This is a genomic window from Chryseobacterium sp. ZHDP1 (genome assembly GCF_018603435.1).
Classification (GTDB): Bacteria; Bacteroidota; Bacteroidia; order Flavobacteriales; family Weeksellaceae; genus Chryseobacterium; species Chryseobacterium indicum.
The window spans coordinates 3,003,949-3,022,796 of record NZ_CP075682.1; the positions used below are offsets into that span (position 1 = coordinate 3,003,949).

Here is an 18,848-nt window from a genome sequence, read left to right on the forward strand (position 1 = left end):
TTAATTGAATTGAAATAACTTTTACAGATTATTATTAATGGCATCCTGCGTTTTGTCGACTCCGAAGCTGATGAAGGCTCCTACAAAAACAAAGGTATTTACCGGAGGAACTACTGCAGAACTTCTTGATCCGTCCATTGAGAAATTGTAGCCGTACACATTTTTAGATCCTAAAATATTGGTTACACTCAGTACCAGAACCGTAAATGTTTTTGAACCTTTCTTTCCTAAATTCGGAAGATAATTCAAGCTGAAATTTAAAGCATTATAATCTTTTAATCTTCCTTCATGTCTTACGAAATATTTCTGTTCACCATTCACATCCTGTGTTGCGATGTCGTAATATGGGCGACCTTTTGCGTAGGTGTATGAAATATTGAAGCCTGTTTTCCATTCCGTAACAAATCTTTTGGCTACTGCGGAAAGGGTGTGTTCGGAAGCGAAATTCGGTTTTAAACTCATCGGATAATTCATAAAATCTCTTTTTGAATCCAAGAATGAATAACTGATCCAGTAATCGATATTGTCGAATGTTTTTTTATCTCTCCAGAATAATTCCAGTCCTTTTGCATAGCCAAAACCGCTGTTGTTATCCGCTGTCTGCACAAACTGGTTCTGTCCGTCAATATACTGTAGGTTTTTTACCTTCAGAAGATCATCATATTTTTTGTAAAAAGCTTCAAATCTCAGACTTCTTCCTTCCGTTGTTCTCTGCACCTGAAAGATATAATGCTGCGACTTCTGGAAGTCTAAGTTTGCAGGACCGTTGATATATCTGCTTTCAGGATTCTGATAAAAAATTCCATAAGCGAATGAGGTTGTCCAGTCTTTGGCAAGACGATAAGCTAAAGCCAGTCTAGGCGCAATATTGCTTTTTCCAAGATAGGAAGAATGCTCTGCTCTCACTCCTATTTTTGCTGACAACTGGTTGCTGAATCCTAAATCTGTTTCGGCAAAAGCTGAAGAGATCAGGTCTTTGTAGTTTTTCGTTACAAAATCGTTAAAGTTTAATTTTTCACCGGTACTGTTCAGTTCAAAACCTCCTCGTAACGCACTGATTTTATTTATTTTTCTTTCTAAAACGGTCTTGAAATTGATATAATTTCCGTCATTCAGAAGTTTCGTGCTTCCGGTTTGGATTTCATCTTTTTGGGTTGAAAAATCAAGGTCTGACTGATTATAGGAATAAGATGCTCCTGCATTCAGTAAATATTTTCCGAATTTCTGCTTGAAAGAAAGATTATGATAGGTGTTTTTTCCTTTCAGTTTTACGAGAGACTGGTCATAATTTTCCGGTTCCAGACTCGGCGTTTCTACTGCCATTCTGTTGGAATCGTATTTTCCGTAATATTTGAAAAATCCGCCTGATTTTGTTTTAAATCTGAAATTCAGATCGCTGTTTACACTTTGTGGAGCTTCGGAAAAATTGGTGTTGAAATTGAAGATTTCCTGCATTAGCTTTAAGTTGGAATAGCCAAGACTAGCTCCGTAAGAATAGTTTTTATTATCTCCCAATCTCTGAAATCCGGCGTTTAAAAAGATCGGAGAAACACCGAAATCGTAAGAACTCTGATCCGGAAGATCTACACTTTCCAGCATAAGCGCACCCGAAAGAGCTTGACCGTACAATGCAGAATATCCGCCGCTTGAGAACACATTGCCTTTGAAAAGAGAGGTATTGAAACGGTCTCTTCCTGCAATTCCCGGAACCGAATTGGAAAAGTAATTATTGATTAAAATTCCATCCATGAAAATTTTGGATTCTGTTCCTGTTCCTCCACGGATGAAAAGACCTTCTGTTTCGCCTACTTTCTGAACTCCGGGAAGATACGTTAATGCCGATGTAATCTGTCCGTCCGCTCCGGCTGTTGTGTAAATATCAATCGGCGTAAGTAATGTTGTTGATCTTTTTTTGTCACTTGCTTCGATAGAACCTGCCGAAACCACTACTGCATCAATTTCATTAATTTGCTCTTTCAGTTCCGCATTTACAGAAACTTCCTGATTTTCAATCACAATCGGTTTTTCAACATCAATGTATTTCGGATGGGTAAAAACTAAAACACGGCTGCCTTTTTCTGAAGTTTCAAAAGAGAAATTTCCGTTGGAATCGGTTGTGGCTCCGTCGTAAGTATTTTTCAGGGTAACATTTACTTCTCCTACTCCTCTATTTTTGTACGTAACTTTTCCCGAAATTCTGGTTTGGGCGAAATTTAGTGCAAATGATAAAAAAGTGATAAGAAATAATAATTTTGTTTTCATAGCTGTTTTATTTCGATTCAAAAGTATGACGAATTTTGGTTGTTTTTAAATTTTTGTTGCTGAGTGGTCGTTTTTGGAATCTGAATGGTTGTTTTTGATTTTATGATGATAAGATTTATTTTAGGAAAATATATTGACCACCCCGTCAAAAATTCTTTGAATTTTCGCCACCCCTCCAAAGGAGGGGAATGTTACTACTATTTAAACTGAGTTTGGGATAAGTCTTCTTAAACGCAAGGTTAGACAAAGAGATTCAATTATCAGGAATTCAGATTTTTAGATATACAAAGGCGTAAAACTTATCAAAGTAATACCATTTTTGCCTTTTTTAAATAAACGAAGTGCCTTTATTTAGCTTACCAACTTTCAATAAGTAAAAAAATCTTTTGTTTTTCTTTGCGATAAATTAATATAATACTATAAATCAATTATTTAAACTTATTCCTTATCCCAAACTGAGGTTATTTACATTATTAAACTGCGTTGAATTTAATTGATGGGAATGCAGAAATCGACGAGCATTTTTCCTTCGGGATGTTCTTTATAGTTGGTGTGGTAGATTTCAAAAGGAAAGGCTTTTCTTACAGAATAATGGTTTTCATTCATCCATAGAAAAAGGGAAACCCAGCATTGTTCAAAGTCATTTAAGGTGACTTCTCCACTTCCGACTATGAATTTTCCGGCTTCAAGGGTTTCAGGGAAAATCTGGTCTTCCTGCTGCTGCTGCTTTTCCTGCAGGAGCATACAGGCGTGGATTCTTACTTTATCGGGAGGGGTCACTTTAAAGCTGTCGTGATAAACGGAAATCATTTTTAGATTCTCTCGGGGAAATAGTTTTTTCTCTGTTGCCCAATCTATTAAGGTATTGTAAGAGGATTCAACATTAGCAATTCCAAGGCTCATTACTGCTGCCAGATTCATTTCCGGAAGTTCGGTAACTTTAATTTTTAAATTCATTGCGGTCCATTTTAACAGGTTTTCCATATTGCAAATGTATTGTTGGAAAACTGCATCCGTTTGTCCGTTCTTGCTTTGTTTTAATTGAATTTTATGAAACTTTTCAGGAGCCGATTTTCTGAATTCTGAGGGAGATTTGCCGTAATGCTTTTTAAAGGATTTATTGAAAGCAGAATGACTGGAGAATCCCAGTTCAAGATAAATATCTTTTACGCTTATATTCTTTTTTACGGCTAAATAAAAGGCGCTTTTTTCAATTCTTTTGCGGATGATATAGCTTTGAAGGGTTTCATAGGTTATCAGTCGGAAAATCCTGTGAAAATGAAAGGGAGAATACGCTGCAACTTCCGCAACTTTTTCTAAGGAAAGCTCGGTATTGAGATTGTTATCAATGTACTGAATAGCTTTCACCATTCTTTTTCTGTATTCTTCCAATTTAAAAGCATTTCCTGCAAAGGTATCGACATCGGATGAAAATGATTTGTCTTTTATTGCTATTGATGAAAAAAGAAAGGAATTGTAATGTGCTTTGAAAAATGTTGTCTAACTTTATCCGACAATCACTTTAAATCATTTAAAAATGAAAGGTACAACATTAGCATTATTGGCAGGATGTGCGTTTTTTGCGGTTTCATGCGGAACAACAAAGACGTATCAGGTTCTGTCTAAGAGCAACACTCAAACAGGCGGAACGGCAAAATTCACCCAAAAAGGAGACGAAGTTATTATGAAACTGGATGTTACGAATCTTACTCCTGGAATTCATGCAGTACACATCCATGAAAAAGGAGACTGCTCCGCAGCAGACGGAACTTCAACGGGAGGACACTGGAATCCATCTAAAAACGATCACGGAAAATGGGGTGCAGAGCATTTCCACATGGGAGATATCGGAAATCTTGTTGCCAATCAGGATGGTGTGGCAACGCTGACTTTTAAAACCAACAAATGGTGTCTCGGATGTTCTGATGAGTCTAAAAATATTATCGGAAAGGGAATGATTATTCACGCCGCGGCAGACGATTTTCATACGCAGCCAACCGGTAATGCAGGAGGAAGAGTGGGTTGTTTGGAGATTAAATAATTTTTCGCTTCTATCAATAAAAAATACCGCTACTTTTTGTTAGCGGTATTTTTTATATTTTGTCTGAATATTAAGATTTTACACTCATATCTGCAATAATATTCATTGCTTCCTGAAGGTAAAGATCTTTCTTAAGATTTTTGATCCAGATTTCAGATTTTTTCTTAAAAGCTTCGTCTTTTTTCTCTCTTTCAATTTCGTTCTGATACATCGTAAACTGAAGACCGTTTTCAAATTTCGTTAATGATTTGAATTTTTCGATCTGCGCTTTTCTCTGCTTCATTACGTCATTGAATTTATTGATATTTAAAGTAATGGTTTCCTCTTTATCCAGTTTTTCTCTCCACTGAGCAGATTCTAACAACAACTGATATTTTGCATTTTTAGCCATTCTGTCGTTGCTTGCTTTTTCCAATGCCTGAATGTTGAAATAATTAAGCTTCTGGAAACTTGTGGAAGGAATTTTATCCCAAGCCAAAGCATAATCGTCATATCTTTCTCCAATCTCCGCATAGGTAAAGAAATCTTTCATCTGAATGTCTGAAACAATTCCTTTTCTCTGGGTAGATTCTCCTGTAATTCTGTAGAATTTCTGGATGGTAAGTTTTAAGGATCCGAAATCGTCTTCTGTATTTAAGAATCTGTTCAGATCCACAAAAGTCTGTACGGTTCCTTTTCCGAAAGACTGCGGAGAACCGATAATCATTGCTCTTCCGTAATCCTGCATTACTCCTGCTAAGATCTCAGAAGCTGAAGCAGAAAGTTCGTTCTGCATGATTACCAATGGTCCTGTCCAGATCGGAGTTTCATTTTTATTTTTTAAGGTCTGAATTTTTCCGTTTCCGTCTTTTACCTGTACATACGGTCCCGCCTGCATGAAAAGTCCCATGATGTCTCCAACTTCCGTTAAAGAACCTCCTCCATTGTTTCTAAGATCCAGAACAATCCCTTCAATTCCCTGAGCTTTAAGCTTAATGATCTCATTTTTAATATCATCTGAAGCATTTCTTCCGTTAGGATTTTCAAAATCTGCGTTGAAGCTTGGTAAATTAATGAAACCGTATTTTTTACCGTTCGGAGAGTTTACGATAATACTTCTCGCGAAAGTATCTTCAATGGCAACTTCTTCACGGATCATGGTTACATCTTTTATCGTTCCGTCTTTTTTCTGAACCGTTAAAGTAACCGGAGTTCCTTTTTCTCCTCTGATGAGTCTTACGGCTTCATCAGAAAGCATTCCTACGACATTTACTGCATCTTCTTTCGGTTTAGATTTTACTTTCAAGATTTTATCCCCTTCAGAAAGCTGTTTGGATTTCCATGCCGGAGCGCCTATCGTTAAAGCGCCCAAATAAAGATTTCCTTTCTTTTCCTGAATGATCGCTCCGATTCCGATTACTTTTCCTGTGAAATTGGTATCAAAATCTTCTTTATCCTTTGGAGAATAATAGTTGGTGTGCGGATCGAAAACCTCCGTATAGGCATTCATATACACGGTAAACCAGTCCATTTTCTTTCTCTTTTTGAATCTCGTAAAGGTTTCTTTCACAAGATCTTTCACCTCATCGGTTGCTTTTTTGAGCTTCTGATCCGGCGCAAGAGGCTGATATTTTATGGTATCTTTCAGGTTGTATTTCTGTACAGAATCTTTTTTCTCTTTCTGAGCTTCTTCTTTGCTGTTCATCGATTCTATTTCCTGAAGGATATTATATTTGATGAATTTTTTCCACTCGTTATACTGCTCCTGCTTGTTTGCAGGAACTTTTTTCATTTTCGGTTCTAAAATAAGCGTTTCATCTTCTTCCAGATTAATCGGCTTGCTGAAAATATCCTGCGTGATTTTATCGATCTCGTTTACTCTCTGGTATAATCTGTCGATGGTAAGTTTGTAGAAAGTAAGATCTCCCTGGTTGATGTAATCATCCAGTTTCGTTTCATGCTTCCCGAATTCATCCATATCCGATTGAATGAAATATCTTTTTCCCGGATCTACCATCTCAAAATAATGCTTATAAACATCTTTAGAATAGGCATCGTTGATGGGTTTTGGGCTGTAATGCAAATAAGAAAGTGTATTTTTCACGCTCACCATTATCGTCTGCATCTTTTCGTCATCATTCTTTGGCGAGTTGAAACAAAACATTAGACTTGTTAATGGAATTAGGAGTAAAAATTTATTTAGCTTAAAATTTTTCCACATAAATCTGTAATGTATTTTATTAATTTTAAAAAAGTATTGTAATAAGTAGTTATTTTTTATTCTCCGTTACAAACTATCAAATTTAATACCTTATTTCTAAATATCTGTTACTTTTAAGGAATTTTATTAAGATCAGGATTTATCTTAATTTTTACTGTTGAAAGTAGGGTTTAAAAGCTCAAAAATTCAAAAACCATTATTTCACACTCCAAAATATTTAAACCCAAAGTTTTTTCCGCAGAAAGTCTTTTATAGTATATTTGTTACAATTAAAAAATTTATATGGAAAGACCACTTATTCTGGTTACGAATGACGACGGAATTACAGCACCGGGAATCAGAAATCTTATCAGTTTTATGAACGAAATCGGAGAAGTAGTTGTTGTAGCACCCAATTCTCCGCAAAGCGGTAAAGGTCATGCGATTACCATAAACTCTACTTTAAGTTACGAAGAAGTACATCTCGACGGTCCGCAAAAGGATTTTTCTTGCAGCGGAACTCCTGTTGACTGTGTAAAAATGGCTCTTGATAAAATTCTTCCGCGAAGACCGGACATTGTGGTTTCAGGAATCAACCACGGAGCGAACTCATCCATTAATGTGATTTATTCGGGAACGATGTCTGCTGCGGTAGAAGCGGGTGTGGAAAGTCTTCCTGCTATCGGATTTTCTTTGCTGGATTTCAGTTGGGAAGCCGATTTTACGCAGGCAAAAGAATACATTCAGAATATTGTGAAAAGAACTCTGGAAAACCCTATGCCGAAAGGAATTGTATTAAATGTAAATATTCCGAAACTTCCGAAAGAGGAAATAAAAGGGGTGAAAGTCTGCAAACAGGCACACGCAAAATGGGAAGAAAGCTTTGATGAAAGGGTAAATCCTCACGGAAAAAAATATTACTGGCTGACCGGATATTTCAACAATATGGACGAATCTGAAGATGCTGATGAAACCGCTTTGGCAAACGGATATATTTCTATTGTTCCGGTGAAATTCGATCTTACAGCTTACGAGTATATGAATACGCTGAATGAAGTGATGAAGTTTGATTAAACATAAATATTGAGGCGTAAATTTTTTTTACGCCTTATTTTTTGCAATAGAAACTCTTACACCGAATAAAATTCTAATCATATCAAAGACGGAAAATCTTATGTATTGATATTCTGTTAGATTAAGTTCTTTTTTAAGATCAATATAATTGGAATAATCAAAACTTGAAATTCTTTCTACCACTCTATTATCTTTAACAAGATATAAAACATTGTACGACTGATATTTGGCTCTTTCCCTTTTTTCAAAACAAAAATCTAGATCATCTATCTTAATTGTTTCAGTTTTAAAAAATTTTTTACAGATAATCATACCATCAGTTATTATAATTTTTGTATGAATTTTAAAGAAAAAATTCCAAAATAAAATCAATGCTGAAACAAAAAAAATATCTCTCAGAATATATAATATCTTAAAACTTCTAAAATCATCTATAATAATGAAAGTAAAGACTATTGTAGATAAAAACGTTAAAAAATATACGATCATGAATGATTCGATATTAATCCTTGATCTCATTCTTTAATGTCTTAAAATAAAACTCTATCCTCTTTCCTCAATTCCTCCAGATATTTGCTTTTATCATCGCGGTAAAATAAATTCATAGTTTCGAAAGGAATCATTTTCAGGTCTTTATTTACGATGTGAACACAGGATTTTTTCACAGCACGGACATCAAAATCATGCGCATCCATAAAGTTCATGATGATGATTCTGAACAGGTTATCATAATCCAGATTGGGTGCGGAAACGTCAGGAAGACAGCACAATAACTGATTAACTTTAGGTTTTACTTTATCTACAGAAATTCCGGTGCTGAAAATATCCAGAAGCTGCATCTGCAATCCGGTATCCTGTTCGTAAACAATGGTATTCCGGGTTTCATTGTTCAGTAAATCAGCAGGATTAATGTATCGTGTTAAAGGAATCGTTTCGCCTTCCAGTTTCAGAATATATCCCATTGCCAAAGCATCCGGATTGCATGGAACCGGAATGATATCGTCCGAATTCAGCAGCGGAAACTGATTGAGAATTTCCTGTCTTACTTCGGTTAAAGTAATTTTTTCATGAGCAGAATCTTCGCGGTTTCTTCCTGCAATTTCTACTGGCTGAAAAGTAATTCCGCGGACGCATTTCTGTTTCAGTGCAAAATCAATGATTTTTCCGATTTCGTCAATATTTTTATCTTTCTGAAGAACAATGACGAGGGTAGTCGAAAGATTTAAAGCATTCAATTTCTCTAAAGCTTTCATTCGTACGTCTGTTAAATCTTTTCCTCTGAAATCTTCCAGAACTTCCGGTTTAAAGGAATCAAACTGAAGGTAAATTTCAAATTCCGGAGCGTACGTTGCCAGTTTTTCGGCAAAACCGGGATCATTGGCAATTCTTACCCCGTTCGTATTCAGCATTAAATGTTTAATGGGTTTCGACTTCGCAATATCCATGATTTTGAAAAATTCCGGATGAATTGTCGGCTCTCCTCCACTGATCTGAACGACATCCGGCTCGCCTTCATTTTTAACGATCACATCAAACATCACTTCAATCTCCTCCAGACTTCTGTGGCTTCCGTAATGCGGTGAAGACATTGCGTAACAGGTGGGACAGGTAAGATTGCACCGATCTGTTACTTCCACAATGGAAAGGCAGCTATGTTGCTCATGATCAACGCATAAACCACAATCGTAAGGACAGCCAAATTCTACATCGGTTCCAAAATGATGGGGCATTTCAGAAGCTTTATTGTAATTTCTGATGTTTTTATAATACTGAACATCTGAAGCAATTTTAGTTTTGAAAAATCCGTGATCCGGACATCTTTTCGTCATAAAAACTGCTTCATCTTCAATAATGATCTTTGCTCCCACTCTTTTCAGACATTCGGGACAAAGACTTATGGTATAATCGTAATACGTATAATTTCTTACTGGCATAATAATTTTTAATTTATAAAACTCCTCCGCAAATAATTCCACTAATTATCAAACAGATAAGCATGGAAATAGTGACAGTCTGCCAAAATTGTTTCTTTGAAAAATTTTCATTCTTCCAATGAAAAATAGCTTCGGTAATTTTTCCCACTAGGTATGAAATCCCAAAAATAATTCCTCCGAATATAAAAAGTGCTGTTATTATTGAAATCAACAAATCCATTCTTAACTGTTTTTACATTCCACCACAAACAAAACCACTGATCAATCCGCCAACAAGCATGGAAATCAGAACAGTCATCCAAAACTGACCGGTTGAAAATTTTCTTTCATTATTCCATTCGTAAATAACTTTTGTAATTACAGCAACAACAAGCGATATCATCAATAATACAAAGACAATAATCCCGATAATTATTACAACAAGACCACCAAGATCTCCGACTTCAAGAAATGTGAGTAATTTCATGATTTGATATTTAAAGTGAAGTTACAAATTTTGTTTTTCTCAATTTTAAGAAATAATAGAAAATTACAGCTATACAAACAAGCTGTATGGTTCCTAAATTTCCTAAAATTTCTACTCTCGGCTTGATGAAGTCCAGCAACAGCCGGAAGCTAAAATAACTGACCATAAACAACTGAAAAACGAAACCTGAAGGATATTTTTTTGTATTCTGGATAACTTTTAAAACGATCCATAAAAGAATGAGAAACGCTATTTCATATAATGCCACAGGATGTCTGAGAAATTGGTCTCCCAGATGCATTCCGAAAATAAAATCAGTAGGAATTCCGTATGTTTCTTCATGAATTCCGGTAAGAAAGCAGCCGATTCTGCCAATAATCATTGCTAAGATCAGTGGATAGACAATCAAATCTCCGGTACTTTCTTTATGCCCGACAATTTTTTTTGCCCATTCAACGCCAATTAAGCCAAAAGCCAATCCTCCAACAATTGTATTATTTGTCCAGATGGTTTTCAGATCAAAATGCTCTAAAAGTCTGATGGGGTTTTCGAGATTTCCAATTAATTTTGATCCGATTAATGCTCCCGCAGTTGCGCCAATTAATACAGCTGCCGAAGTATTGAAAGACATTTTCTCTTTCGATTTTTGTTTTAGATAAAAATAAAACCGCATTCCGATAAAAATTCCTGCCGCTTCAAACAGCGGATGAGCGAGAATAGTTTTACCAAATAGGTGAAAGGTCACAGGAAATTCCATGGTTTCAAAAGTATTGTTTTTAATTAAAACTTATTCGAATTTCTTTAAATTTTATATGTGGTTCTTTTGTCTTGAAACAAAAGAACGAAAAGTTCAAGACTTTGAATCTGAATGCTAAAAATTAAAATTCATTCCTAAAATTCCCAAAACTTGCGCGAATTCAATTGGGGTCTTTTGATTAAAAATTTGCCCCGCGCTTCAAACAGTGGGAATTTTTTAACGAAATAAATTGTAATTTTCTTAACGCTTCAGCTTCATATGTCGATTTTTCTGATCGTATTTATGATTTAGTTAGCTTTTAAATAAAGGTTCAAATTGTATTAAATAATTTATAAAATCCTTTTAAATAAAGATTAGAATCAATCTTTTTCATAAATTTAATTAAAATAATTATCCGAATTATGAGAATAGAATATGATATTAAACTGGGTTTTAAGGATGTAATGTTCCGTCCGAAACGTTCTACCCTGAAATCCCGTTCTGAAGTTGATCTGGAAAGAGAATTTACCTTTAAACACACCCGAAAAAAATGGAAAGGCGTTCCTGTGATTGCTGCCAATATGGATACAGTGGGAACATTTGAAATGGCGGTGGAACTGGCAAAAGAAAAAATCATCACAGCGGTTCATAAGCATTATTCCGTGGAAGAATGGTCAGATTTTTTAAATTCTCAGCCGGAAAACATTTATCAGTATATCGCATTAAGCACGGGAACCGGAAAAGCAGACGAAGAAAAGATAAAAACCATCCTCGATCTGCATCCTAAAATCGAGTTTCTCTGCATTGATGTAGCCAATGGTTATTCTGAGCATTTTGTGGAATTTGTGAAGAAGGCAAGGGCAAATTTCCCGGATAAAATTATCATTGCGGGAAATGTTGTAACCGGAGAAATGGTGGAAGAGCTTATTTTAGTCGGCGCAGATATCATTAAAGTCGGGATTGGTCCCGGTTCGGTTTGTACAACGAGAGTGAAAACCGGAGTGGGATATCCTCAACTTTCGGCAATTATAGAATGTTCTGATGCAGCACATGGTTTAGGAGGTCATATTATCGCGGATGGCGGCTGTAAAGTTCCGGGAGATGTGGCGAAAGCTTTTGGCGGCGGTGCAGATTTTGTGATGCTGGGCGGAATGTTTGCAGGACACGATGAAAGCGGTGGCGAAATGGTGGAAGAAAACGGTAAAAAATACAGACTTTTTTACGGAATGAGCTCAAAAACAGCCATGGATAAACATTCGGGAGGTGTTGCAGAATACCGTGCTTCGGAGGGAAAAACCGTAAAAGTAGCTTACAAAGGTCCGGTTCTGGAAACGGTAAAAGATATTTTAGGCGGCGTTCGTTCTACCTGTACTTATGTGGGGGCTTCAAAACTGAAAGAGCTGTCGAAAAGAACTACGTTCATCAGAGTACAGGAGCAGGAAAATCAGATATTTAAAGAGTAACAATTGAACAAAATATTTAACATTACAAACGGTGATTGTCTCGCTGAACAATTGAAGGAAACAACAATTTCCGGCGAGATGATTATTTGTAGAGAAGCTTTAGTTACAGGTTCTTTACAGGCTGAAAATCTGGATGTTTTCTGGAAAGTAAGATCAGAATTTATTGCTGAAAATTATGGTGATACAAAAGAAAATTATTACCGTAAAGTGGTTTCAGAATTCAATAAAATAATGCAGATTCCGGAAGATTCTGAGGTACATCTTTGGTTTGAAGATGATCTTTTTTGTCAGGTTAATATGTGGTTTTGCTTAACGCTGATTCCGAAGGATAAAAATATCAACATCTACAGGATTTTTCCAAAATCATCGAAAGAAAGCCAATGGAAAGGGTTTTCGGATTCTGACCGTTTTGATTTGGAAGAAACATTAACCTCAAGAGTTTTATTTAAACAAAAGGATCTTGAATTGGGGCTGAATTTATGGGAAGCTTATCAAAGTAATCATCAAAATAAATTAAAGCAACTTTCTGAAATTCAATCTGATTGCTTTCATTTTTTACCTGAATTGATCGCAACTTATCAAAACATTAATCCTGAAGTTTTTATTCAAAATTTAATCCTGAACGGTATAACAGATTTTAGTGAGGTGTTTGAAAAGTTCCGTGAGAAGCTGGGAATTTTCGGATTCGGAGATTTGCAGGTAAAGCTTATTTATGATAAAGTTTTTCAGGAAAAATAGCGCTTATTTTACAACAATGCTTTTCTTGCTGAAAAATTTTTCCAACTGATCATTAACGTACTTTTTCTCTTCTTTTGCGGAAGATAATTCATCAAAGTACAGGATTTTGGGAACTTCTTTTATTTTATCAATTTTTAAAGAATCTTCTTTAGAATTCTGAATGACTGTAATTCTGTCTCTTATTTCCTTATCATATTCTTTTAAATCGGTTACAAAAATTTCTTTAACGAAATTATTCATGTTGTAATCTATATTAAACCCTGAATAACTCTGACTGAAAAAATCTGTTTCCGGCAGAAAGATGACAAACAAACTGATCCACCAAAGTCTTTTTAAATTCTCCTTTTTGTATAGTAAAAGAAAAGAAAGGGTAGCTAAAAAGAAGATGACAATATTATCGTTTTGTCTTCCCACAATATTGATCAGATAGCCTAAAAGCATTAAAGGAAGCAATGAAATCATACAAATTACGAAAGCTTTGGTAAATTTCACTTTACTTTTTAAGGCAGTAAGTTCTTCAAAAAACAAAGCAGTAAATAAAGGAATAAGAAATACTGTTTTTATAAAAATATAGCCAAAATTAAAAGTGAAAAAAGCGGTTCTTTTCGTCCACATCCAATAAAAAGCATCATCAGATTTTACCATTCTGTTGAAGTTTCCGGGAGCTAAAAAGCTGATAAGAAATCCGATAATTCCGATGGCTAAAAGAATTTTATTTTCTTTTGATGGTTTTTCAAAGCATATAAAACTCAATGCTCCTAACAAAAGCAGCGCAATGATTTCATTTGCACCCATCAGAATAAAAATGACAACAGCACTTAAAAAGAAGAACAGTTTTTTTTGTGACTGCTGAAACTTTCCGTAAAAAAAGAGTAAAAGACCCGATAAAATAACTGGTAAAAAGTAGACATTAGATCCTGTAATCCAAAAATAATGTTCCGGTAAACTGATTAATCCAACCGTATAAATAAAGAAAAATAACAGGCTCTTTTTTAGTGCTTCTGTAAAGATATAATTAAAATATAGTCTGAAATTTAAAATGACGACTGCAAGAAATGAATTGAGTAAAAATATGGGATAAATTTTCGGGAGTATATTGAACGGATCTTTAGAAACAGGATTCAGCATATTAATGGTATAGCCAAAATATCTTCCTCCCCAATGCATATAAAAATCGCAGACATTCCCCAGAAATCCTAATTTTTTTGTTCCATAGGAATAGATATAATCATCGGTCTGATATACATTAAAAAAAGAAAAGTAAACCAGACCGATTAGTAGTAAAACCGACAAGAATAAGGTAATATTCTGTACCGTTTTCATATATTTTATGTCAAAAGACCTCCATCAACGTTTAACGTCTGTCCTGTAACGTAAGAAGACATTTCACTTCCTAAAAATACGCATGCATTTGCAATATCTCTGGTCTGTCCCAGTTTTTTCATCGGGATAGCTTCGTTCCATTTTTCTTTTGCTTTGTCATCTAAAGCATCCGTCATTTCAGTTTGTATGAATCCCGGAGCAATTGCGTTGCAACGGATGTTTCTGGAACCTAATTCTAATGCTACAGATTTAGTGAAACCGATAACTCCTGCTTTGGAAGCTGCATAGTTTGCCTGTCCTGCATTTCCGCTGATCCCTACTACAGAAGTCATGTTGATGATTGATCCTGCTTTTGCCTTCATCATGGGCTTAATTACCGCTTTGGTAAGGTTAAATACAGAATCTAAATTTACTTTAATTACTTTATCCCAGTCATCTTTCGACATTCTCAAAAGCAGATTGTCTTTCGTAATTCCTGCGTTATTTACCAAAATATCAATTTTTCCAAACTCAGCCATTACTTCGTCCACTAAAGTTTGAGCGGCATCAAAATCTGATGCATCAGACTGATATCCTTTAATTTGAGTTACAGAACTTAAAGCTGCTTCCAATTCCTTCGCTTTTTCTACAGATCCGGCGTAAGTAAATGCTACTTTTGCACCCTGTTCGGCGTACATTTCGGCAATTCCTTTTCCGATTCCTCGTGTAGCTCCCGTAATTAGCGCTACTTTTCCTTCTAATAGTTTCATATATGACAATTATTTTTCTTTATAACGTATTAGCCTTTTGAAAGTTGGCTAATATACAGCATTTAATTTTACAGAAATAAAACAGTGCGCAAAGATATTACAAAATGTTATTCAATGCATTTTAAATCACTTTTTTAGCGAAAATTTATGACTGTTTTTTGTCATAAAGCCACTTTAAATAAGTTAATCGATAAAACTTCTGTCTTTTTGTTCTGTAAAATAAATGAATTCTGTTTCTTTTCCTTTGGTAAGTCTGATGCCTTTTTTATCCGGAAAAAACTTATCATAGACAATTTCCGTTAAAGGTTCATTTTTGTCGTTGGTAACACCGAATTTATTATCTTTTTTCACCACAAATTCATTAACACCTAAAAAAGTGGTGATGTCATCATAGACGAAAGGAACAATTTCATTTCCGCTTTCATCCATCATCCCGTAGAAATTGTCTATGTTTTTCCCGACTAATGTGGGATAAAGTTCAAAAGGTTTTACTTCCTTAAATCCTTTTAATTCTTTATAATTTCCTGTTTTTGGTGAAAATGTATAATAGGTTTCGTTTTTATTGACAATCAATGTATTGGGGAATATTTTTTCGATCTGGTAATCGTCATTCAGGATATTTTTTAAATTTTTATCCAGAATTTTCTCTTCATCGTCTTTTCTCAGATAGAGATATTTTTCTCCTGCAATGCTCAATCCTTCTACCCTGTCATATTCCTTCGGAAAAACAACTTCTCCGTTTAGACGCACAACGGCAGTTTTAGGATTTTTCTGATCCTGAGAGGTTTTAAACAACCCATTAAAAAGAGGGTTTACATAATGATAATCAAGATCATACACCTTCCCTTCTCTCTTAGAAAAAATGCTTACTTTATCTTCTTTGGTAAGGTAAATATATTCTCTGCCCACAAAAGCCTGATCGTATATTTCATCGGCAATGGTGCTTTCTTTTTCATCAATAATACCATATTTATTTTTAGAAACATCCAAAGTTACCAAATAAGGAAACGCATTGATATTGTCCACGTTATGATCCGAAATCGTACTTAAGGTTTTACCATTATTATCAATAACCTCTCCGGATTTTTCACCTTTCGAAAGATAAGTTCTGCTTTTGTAGAAACGAAGATCATCGGTAAAAGGACGGTCTGAAATTTGTTTTCCGTCAAAATCATAAATCAGCCAGACTCCGTTATTTTTAACAAAGAATCTGTTCTCACTTCCAAAAACTATTTTTTCTGAGAACGGAATAATTTCTTTTCCGTTAAAATCGTAAACACATTCCTTTCCTTTCTTTGAATAAATCAGCCTGTCTTTATTTTCCCAGGTTCTGAATTTGAAAAGATCCATCGGAATAACTTCCTTTCCGTTCGCATCAATAATCGCCGTTTTTCCATTGGAATTTCCCGCTTTTACCCTCAGAATAAACCTGTTTTTCCATAAATGTGAAATTTCACTTTTTGCAGGATACTCAAAAGTGATATTGCCCAGAGAATCTACAATTCCAGATTTTCCGGTTTTGGCATCAGAAATCATTCCGTATCCTTTGGAATAGAAACGGACTTCTTTGCCTGTTTTTTTTGTTAAAAGTATCTGTTTATACTGATCCGTCTGCCCGAAACAGACCGACGAAAGCAGTACGAAAATTAAATTTTTCAATTAAATTGAATTATTTACGATGAGAACAATCTCACCTTTTAACGTTTTGCTTTTGGAAAACTCAATGAGTTCAAGAATTGTTCCTCGTTTGGTTTCTTCGAACTTTTTGGAAATCTCACGGCTTAAGCTAACCTTGGTTTCTTCGCCGAAAAATTCTTTAATCTGCTCCAGTGTGGTATTAATTTTATGCGGACTTTCGTATAAAACGATTGTTTTTTTCTCTTCTGCAAGCTGTTTAAGCTTCGTTTGTCTGCCTTTTTTCTGAGGAAGAAATCCTACAAAAAGAAATTCGTTATTCGGTAATCCCGAAACCACCAAAGCCGGAACAAAAGCGGTTGCTCCCGGTAAACAGATCATTTCAATATGATGATCGGAACCTGCTTTTGCCAGCAAATAACCCGGATCTGAGATTCCGGGAGTTCCTGCATCGGTAATAATGGCAATATTCTGACCGCTTTTAAGGTCTGTAATTACTTTTTCCGTTGTCTGATGTTCGTTGTGTAAATGATAAGATTTTAGAGGCTTGGAAATCTCGAAATGCTTTAAAAGAATTCCGGAAGTTCTCGTGTCTTCACATAAAATATAATCAACCTCTTTCAGTACATTTACCGCTCTGTAGGTCATATCTTCGAGGTTCCCGATCGGTGTAGGAACAAAATATAGGATTCCGCTCAAAATTTAGTTTATAAAAATTTATTTTCCACCAATATCCAAAGTCTCTGCGCGTACTCGTCCACTTTATTCCATTTTTTGGCATAATAAAGATCGCTCAGATATTCTTTAGCTTCTTCCAGTGTTCTGAAACTGTTCAGGTTATTCACCACTTCATTCAGTTCTGTCTGGCTTCCTCCGAACAGTGTTTTTGTGAAAGCAATCCTGTCATTCAAATCAAGCTTAAACTCAGGCTTTTTCTTTTCCGCTTCCATAAAATCGGTTGGAATATTGGTCTTTAAAATACTTCCTGTCTCTTCTTTTTTCTCAACAGGAATTGCTTTTTCCGGCATATCTCTTTCAAGATGATCATCATCAAAAAGCGACTGTACCGCTTTCAGACCTTTGATATTGGCCAGTTTTATCTTTTTATCATGATGATAGGCTTCGAGATTTTCAAAGCTTTCATCAGATTTTAAATGTTCTTTCTCTTCAGAAACAGGTTTGTTGATCTCAACAATTTTTCTTCTGTCATTAATTTCCGCTAAAACTGAAGATTCCTGTTTTTCTTCTACAGAAGCTTCATTTTTAATTTCGTTAACGATGTTTTCAGCATTTGAAGTATCGGTCGCCAATTCGCCCTGTTCCATCATTGTGTGAGAAGAATACTGATTATCATTTTCTTCCACTAAAATTTCTTCATTTTCATCTAAAACTTCCCCATCGAAAATACTCGGGATTTTTTCAGATTCTTCTTCATTTTTATACTGATAATTGTTTTGAATTTTTTCTTCTTCATCAAAATCATTCAGAATATCTCCACGATTGTCCGAAATTTCGTTTTCAAATTCATCAATTTCATTTAACTGATGATTAAAGATAACTTCTTCTTCCGTTTTGCTGTCATTAAAAATTTCTTCCGAGATTTCTTCATCATTTTCGGGTTCAGAATTTGCCAGAATTCTTTCTTCATCCACAAAATTCAGATCCGCTCCGCTGTTTTCAGAAGTTTCATATTCATCAAGTTCGTTTAACTGAGCATTGAAAACATCTTCATTCTCTTTCAGATCATTCTGAATTTCATCCTGCGAATTTTCTTCTGCAAAATTAATTAAAGTTTCGTGAAGTTCACCTTCTACAATCTCATTTAATTGATTGTTAAAAATTGCCTCTTCTTCAGTCACTTCACTTGAATAATTTCCGGATTCGCTTCCGTCAATTTCATTAAGCTCATTATTGAAAATAGCTTCCTCCTCTGTTACTTCACTGCTGAAATCATGGGATTCCTGCAAAGGAGCAGGTGAAGAAAATTTTTCTTTATTTTCTGAAATCAGCGAAGAATTTTCACTTCCGAAATACTCGATATTTTTTTCCAGCAGCCGGAGAAACGAAATCCTGTTGGCAAGCTCTTCCACAAGATCCTGCTTTGACGAAAGTTCGTCTACGTTGCTTATTTTATCCAGAATACCAATGATATTCTTGGATTCAAAAAAAATCTTTTCCTTTAAATCTTGGATGTTCTGCATAGAAGAATCTTGTTAAAATTGCTTACTTTTGATCTTAAAAATATACG

General features: G+C 35.1%; 17 protein-coding genes. 4 read left to right on the forward strand and 13 right to left on the reverse strand.

The genetic code is table 11. The features are described 5' to 3' along the window. Window positions 1-21 precede the first annotated feature (21 nt). Window positions 22-2,262: a TonB-dependent receptor gene (locus KKI44_RS13620; protein WP_214587771.1), complete on the reverse strand. Its 2,241-nt coding sequence runs from the start codon at window positions 2,260-2,262 to the stop codon at window positions 22-24. A 489-nt stretch (window positions 2,263-2,751) separates the two neighbouring features. Continuing rightward, window positions 2,752-3,654, reverse strand: a complete 903-nt coding sequence (locus KKI44_RS13625) for a GyrI-like domain-containing protein (protein ID WP_214587772.1) — start codon at window positions 3,652-3,654, stop codon at window positions 2,752-2,754. 145 nt (window positions 3,655-3,799) lie between these two features. Here KKI44_RS13625 and KKI44_RS13630 point away from each other — a divergent pair, with 145 nt between their 5' ends. Next, the gene (locus tag KKI44_RS13630) at window positions 3,800-4,303 is read left to right on the forward strand and encodes a superoxide dismutase family protein (protein ID WP_214587773.1); all 504 of its coding nucleotides are present in this window, start codon (window positions 3,800-3,802) and stop codon (window positions 4,301-4,303) included. Between the two features lie 70 nt (window positions 4,304-4,373). On the opposite strand, the gene KKI44_RS13635 is transcribed toward KKI44_RS13630, so the two are convergent. Continuing rightward, window positions 4,374-6,503, reverse strand: coding sequence for a carboxy terminal-processing peptidase (locus KKI44_RS13635; RefSeq protein ID WP_214587774.1), 2,130 nt, complete (start codon window positions 6,501-6,503; stop codon window positions 4,374-4,376). Between the two features lie 282 nt (window positions 6,504-6,785). Here KKI44_RS13635 and surE point away from each other — a divergent pair, with 282 nt between their 5' ends. Next, entirely contained in the window at window positions 6,786-7,556 is a 771-nt protein-coding gene (surE, locus tag KKI44_RS13640; protein WP_214587775.1) for a 5'/3'-nucleotidase SurE, read from the forward strand. A 27-nt stretch (window positions 7,557-7,583) separates the two neighbouring features. Here the strand turns inward: surE and KKI44_RS13645 are convergent, their stop codons facing one another. The 5 genes from KKI44_RS13645 to KKI44_RS13665 are packed head-to-tail and all read right to left on the reverse strand — an operon-like array spanning window position 7,584 to window position 10,713. Next, complete coding sequence (locus KKI44_RS13645) at window positions 7,584-8,045, reverse strand: hypothetical protein (protein WP_214587776.1); 462 nt, start codon at window positions 8,043-8,045, stop codon at window positions 7,584-7,586. A 41-nt stretch (window positions 8,046-8,086) separates the two neighbouring features. Continuing rightward, a complete protein-coding gene (locus tag KKI44_RS13650) occupies window positions 8,087-9,490 on the reverse strand; it encodes a radical SAM protein (RefSeq protein WP_214587777.1) in 1,404 nt (467 codons plus the stop codon). A gap of 13 nt (window positions 9,491-9,503) precedes the next feature. Next, complete coding sequence (locus tag KKI44_RS13655; RefSeq protein WP_214587778.1) at window positions 9,504-9,710, reverse strand: hypothetical protein; 207 nt, start codon at window positions 9,708-9,710, stop codon at window positions 9,504-9,506. Between the two features lie 12 nt (window positions 9,711-9,722). Continuing rightward, window positions 9,723-9,956, reverse strand: coding sequence for a hypothetical protein (locus KKI44_RS13660; protein ID WP_214587779.1), 234 nt, complete (start codon window positions 9,954-9,956; stop codon window positions 9,723-9,725). A 10-nt stretch (window positions 9,957-9,966) separates the two neighbouring features. Next, window positions 9,967-10,713: a prolipoprotein diacylglyceryl transferase gene (locus tag KKI44_RS13665; protein WP_214587780.1), complete on the reverse strand. Its 747-nt coding sequence runs from the start codon at window positions 10,711-10,713 to the stop codon at window positions 9,967-9,969. A 401-nt stretch (window positions 10,714-11,114) separates the two neighbouring features. Here KKI44_RS13665 and KKI44_RS13670 point away from each other — a divergent pair, with 401 nt between their 5' ends. After that, window positions 11,115-12,155 (forward strand): GMP reductase, encoded by a 1,041-nt coding sequence (locus KKI44_RS13670; RefSeq protein ID WP_214587781.1) that lies wholly within the window; start codon window positions 11,115-11,117, stop codon window positions 12,153-12,155. A 3-nt stretch (window positions 12,156-12,158) separates the two neighbouring features. After that, on the forward strand, window positions 12,159-12,893 hold the full coding sequence (locus tag KKI44_RS13675) for a DUF1835 domain-containing protein (protein ID WP_214587782.1): 735 nt from the start codon (window positions 12,159-12,161) through the stop codon (window positions 12,891-12,893). Window positions 12,894-12,896: 3 nt separating this feature from the next. On the opposite strand, the gene KKI44_RS13680 is transcribed toward KKI44_RS13675, so the two are convergent. From KKI44_RS13680 to KKI44_RS13700, 5 genes are all read right to left on the reverse strand, one after another. Beyond that, on the reverse strand, window positions 12,897-14,216 hold the full coding sequence (locus KKI44_RS13680) for a DUF6056 family protein (RefSeq protein ID WP_214587783.1): 1,320 nt from the start codon (window positions 14,214-14,216) through the stop codon (window positions 12,897-12,899). A 5-nt stretch (window positions 14,217-14,221) separates the two neighbouring features. Then, window positions 14,222-14,965 (reverse strand): 3-oxoacyl-[acyl-carrier-protein] reductase, encoded by a 744-nt coding sequence (gene fabG, locus KKI44_RS13685; RefSeq protein ID WP_214587784.1) that lies wholly within the window; start codon window positions 14,963-14,965, stop codon window positions 14,222-14,224. A 183-nt stretch (window positions 14,966-15,148) separates the two neighbouring features. Then, window positions 15,149-16,624, reverse strand: coding sequence for a WG repeat-containing protein (locus KKI44_RS13690; protein WP_214587785.1), 1,476 nt, complete (start codon window positions 16,622-16,624; stop codon window positions 15,149-15,151). Further along, window positions 16,625-17,299, reverse strand: coding sequence for a 16S rRNA (cytidine(1402)-2'-O)-methyltransferase (rsmI, locus tag KKI44_RS13695; protein ID WP_214587786.1), 675 nt, complete (start codon window positions 17,297-17,299; stop codon window positions 16,625-16,627). Between the two features lie 8 nt (window positions 17,300-17,307). Continuing rightward, window positions 17,308-18,801, reverse strand: a complete 1,494-nt coding sequence (locus KKI44_RS13700) for a hypothetical protein (protein ID WP_214587787.1) — start codon at window positions 18,799-18,801, stop codon at window positions 17,308-17,310. Window positions 18,802-18,848: the final 47 nt, after the last annotated feature.

Bases quoted from the DNA above. Each gene is read 5' to 3' on its own strand.
- KKI44_RS13630 (WP_214587773.1), top strand. From the start codon at position 3,800: ATGAAAGGTACAACATTAGCATTATTGGCAGGATGTGCGTTTTTTGCG.
- KKI44_RS13645 (WP_214587776.1), bottom strand. From the start codon at position 8,045: ATGATCGTATATTTTTTAACGTTTTTATCTACAATAGTCTTTACTTTC.
- KKI44_RS13660 (WP_214587779.1), bottom strand. From the start codon at position 9,956: ATGAAATTACTCACATTTCTTGAAGTCGGAGATCTTGGTGGTCTTGTT.
- KKI44_RS13680 (WP_214587783.1), bottom strand. From the start codon at position 14,216: ATGAAAACGGTACAGAATATTACCTTATTCTTGTCGGTTTTACTACTA.
- KKI44_RS13635 (WP_214587774.1), bottom strand. From the start codon at position 6,503: ATGTGGAAAAATTTTAAGCTAAATAAATTTTTACTCCTAATTCCATTA.
- surE (WP_214587775.1), top strand. From the start codon at position 6,786: ATGGAAAGACCACTTATTCTGGTTACGAATGACGACGGAATTACAGCA.
- KKI44_RS13700 (WP_214587787.1), bottom strand. From the start codon at position 18,801: ATGCAGAACATCCAAGATTTAAAGGAAAAGATTTTTTTTGAATCCAAG.
- fabG (WP_214587784.1), bottom strand. From the start codon at position 14,965: ATGAAACTATTAGAAGGAAAAGTAGCGCTAATTACGGGAGCTACACGA.
- KKI44_RS13620 (WP_214587771.1), bottom strand. From the start codon at position 2,262: ATGAAAACAAAATTATTATTTCTTATCACTTTTTTATCATTTGCACTA.
- KKI44_RS13665 (WP_214587780.1), bottom strand. From the start codon at position 10,713: ATGGAATTTCCTGTGACCTTTCACCTATTTGGTAAAACTATTCTCGCT.
- KKI44_RS13670 (WP_214587781.1), top strand. From the start codon at position 11,115: ATGAGAATAGAATATGATATTAAACTGGGTTTTAAGGATGTAATGTTC.
- KKI44_RS13655 (WP_214587778.1), bottom strand. From the start codon at position 9,710: ATGGATTTGTTGATTTCAATAATAACAGCACTTTTTATATTCGGAGGA.
- KKI44_RS13650 (WP_214587777.1), bottom strand. From the start codon at position 9,490: ATGCCAGTAAGAAATTATACGTATTACGATTATACCATAAGTCTTTGT.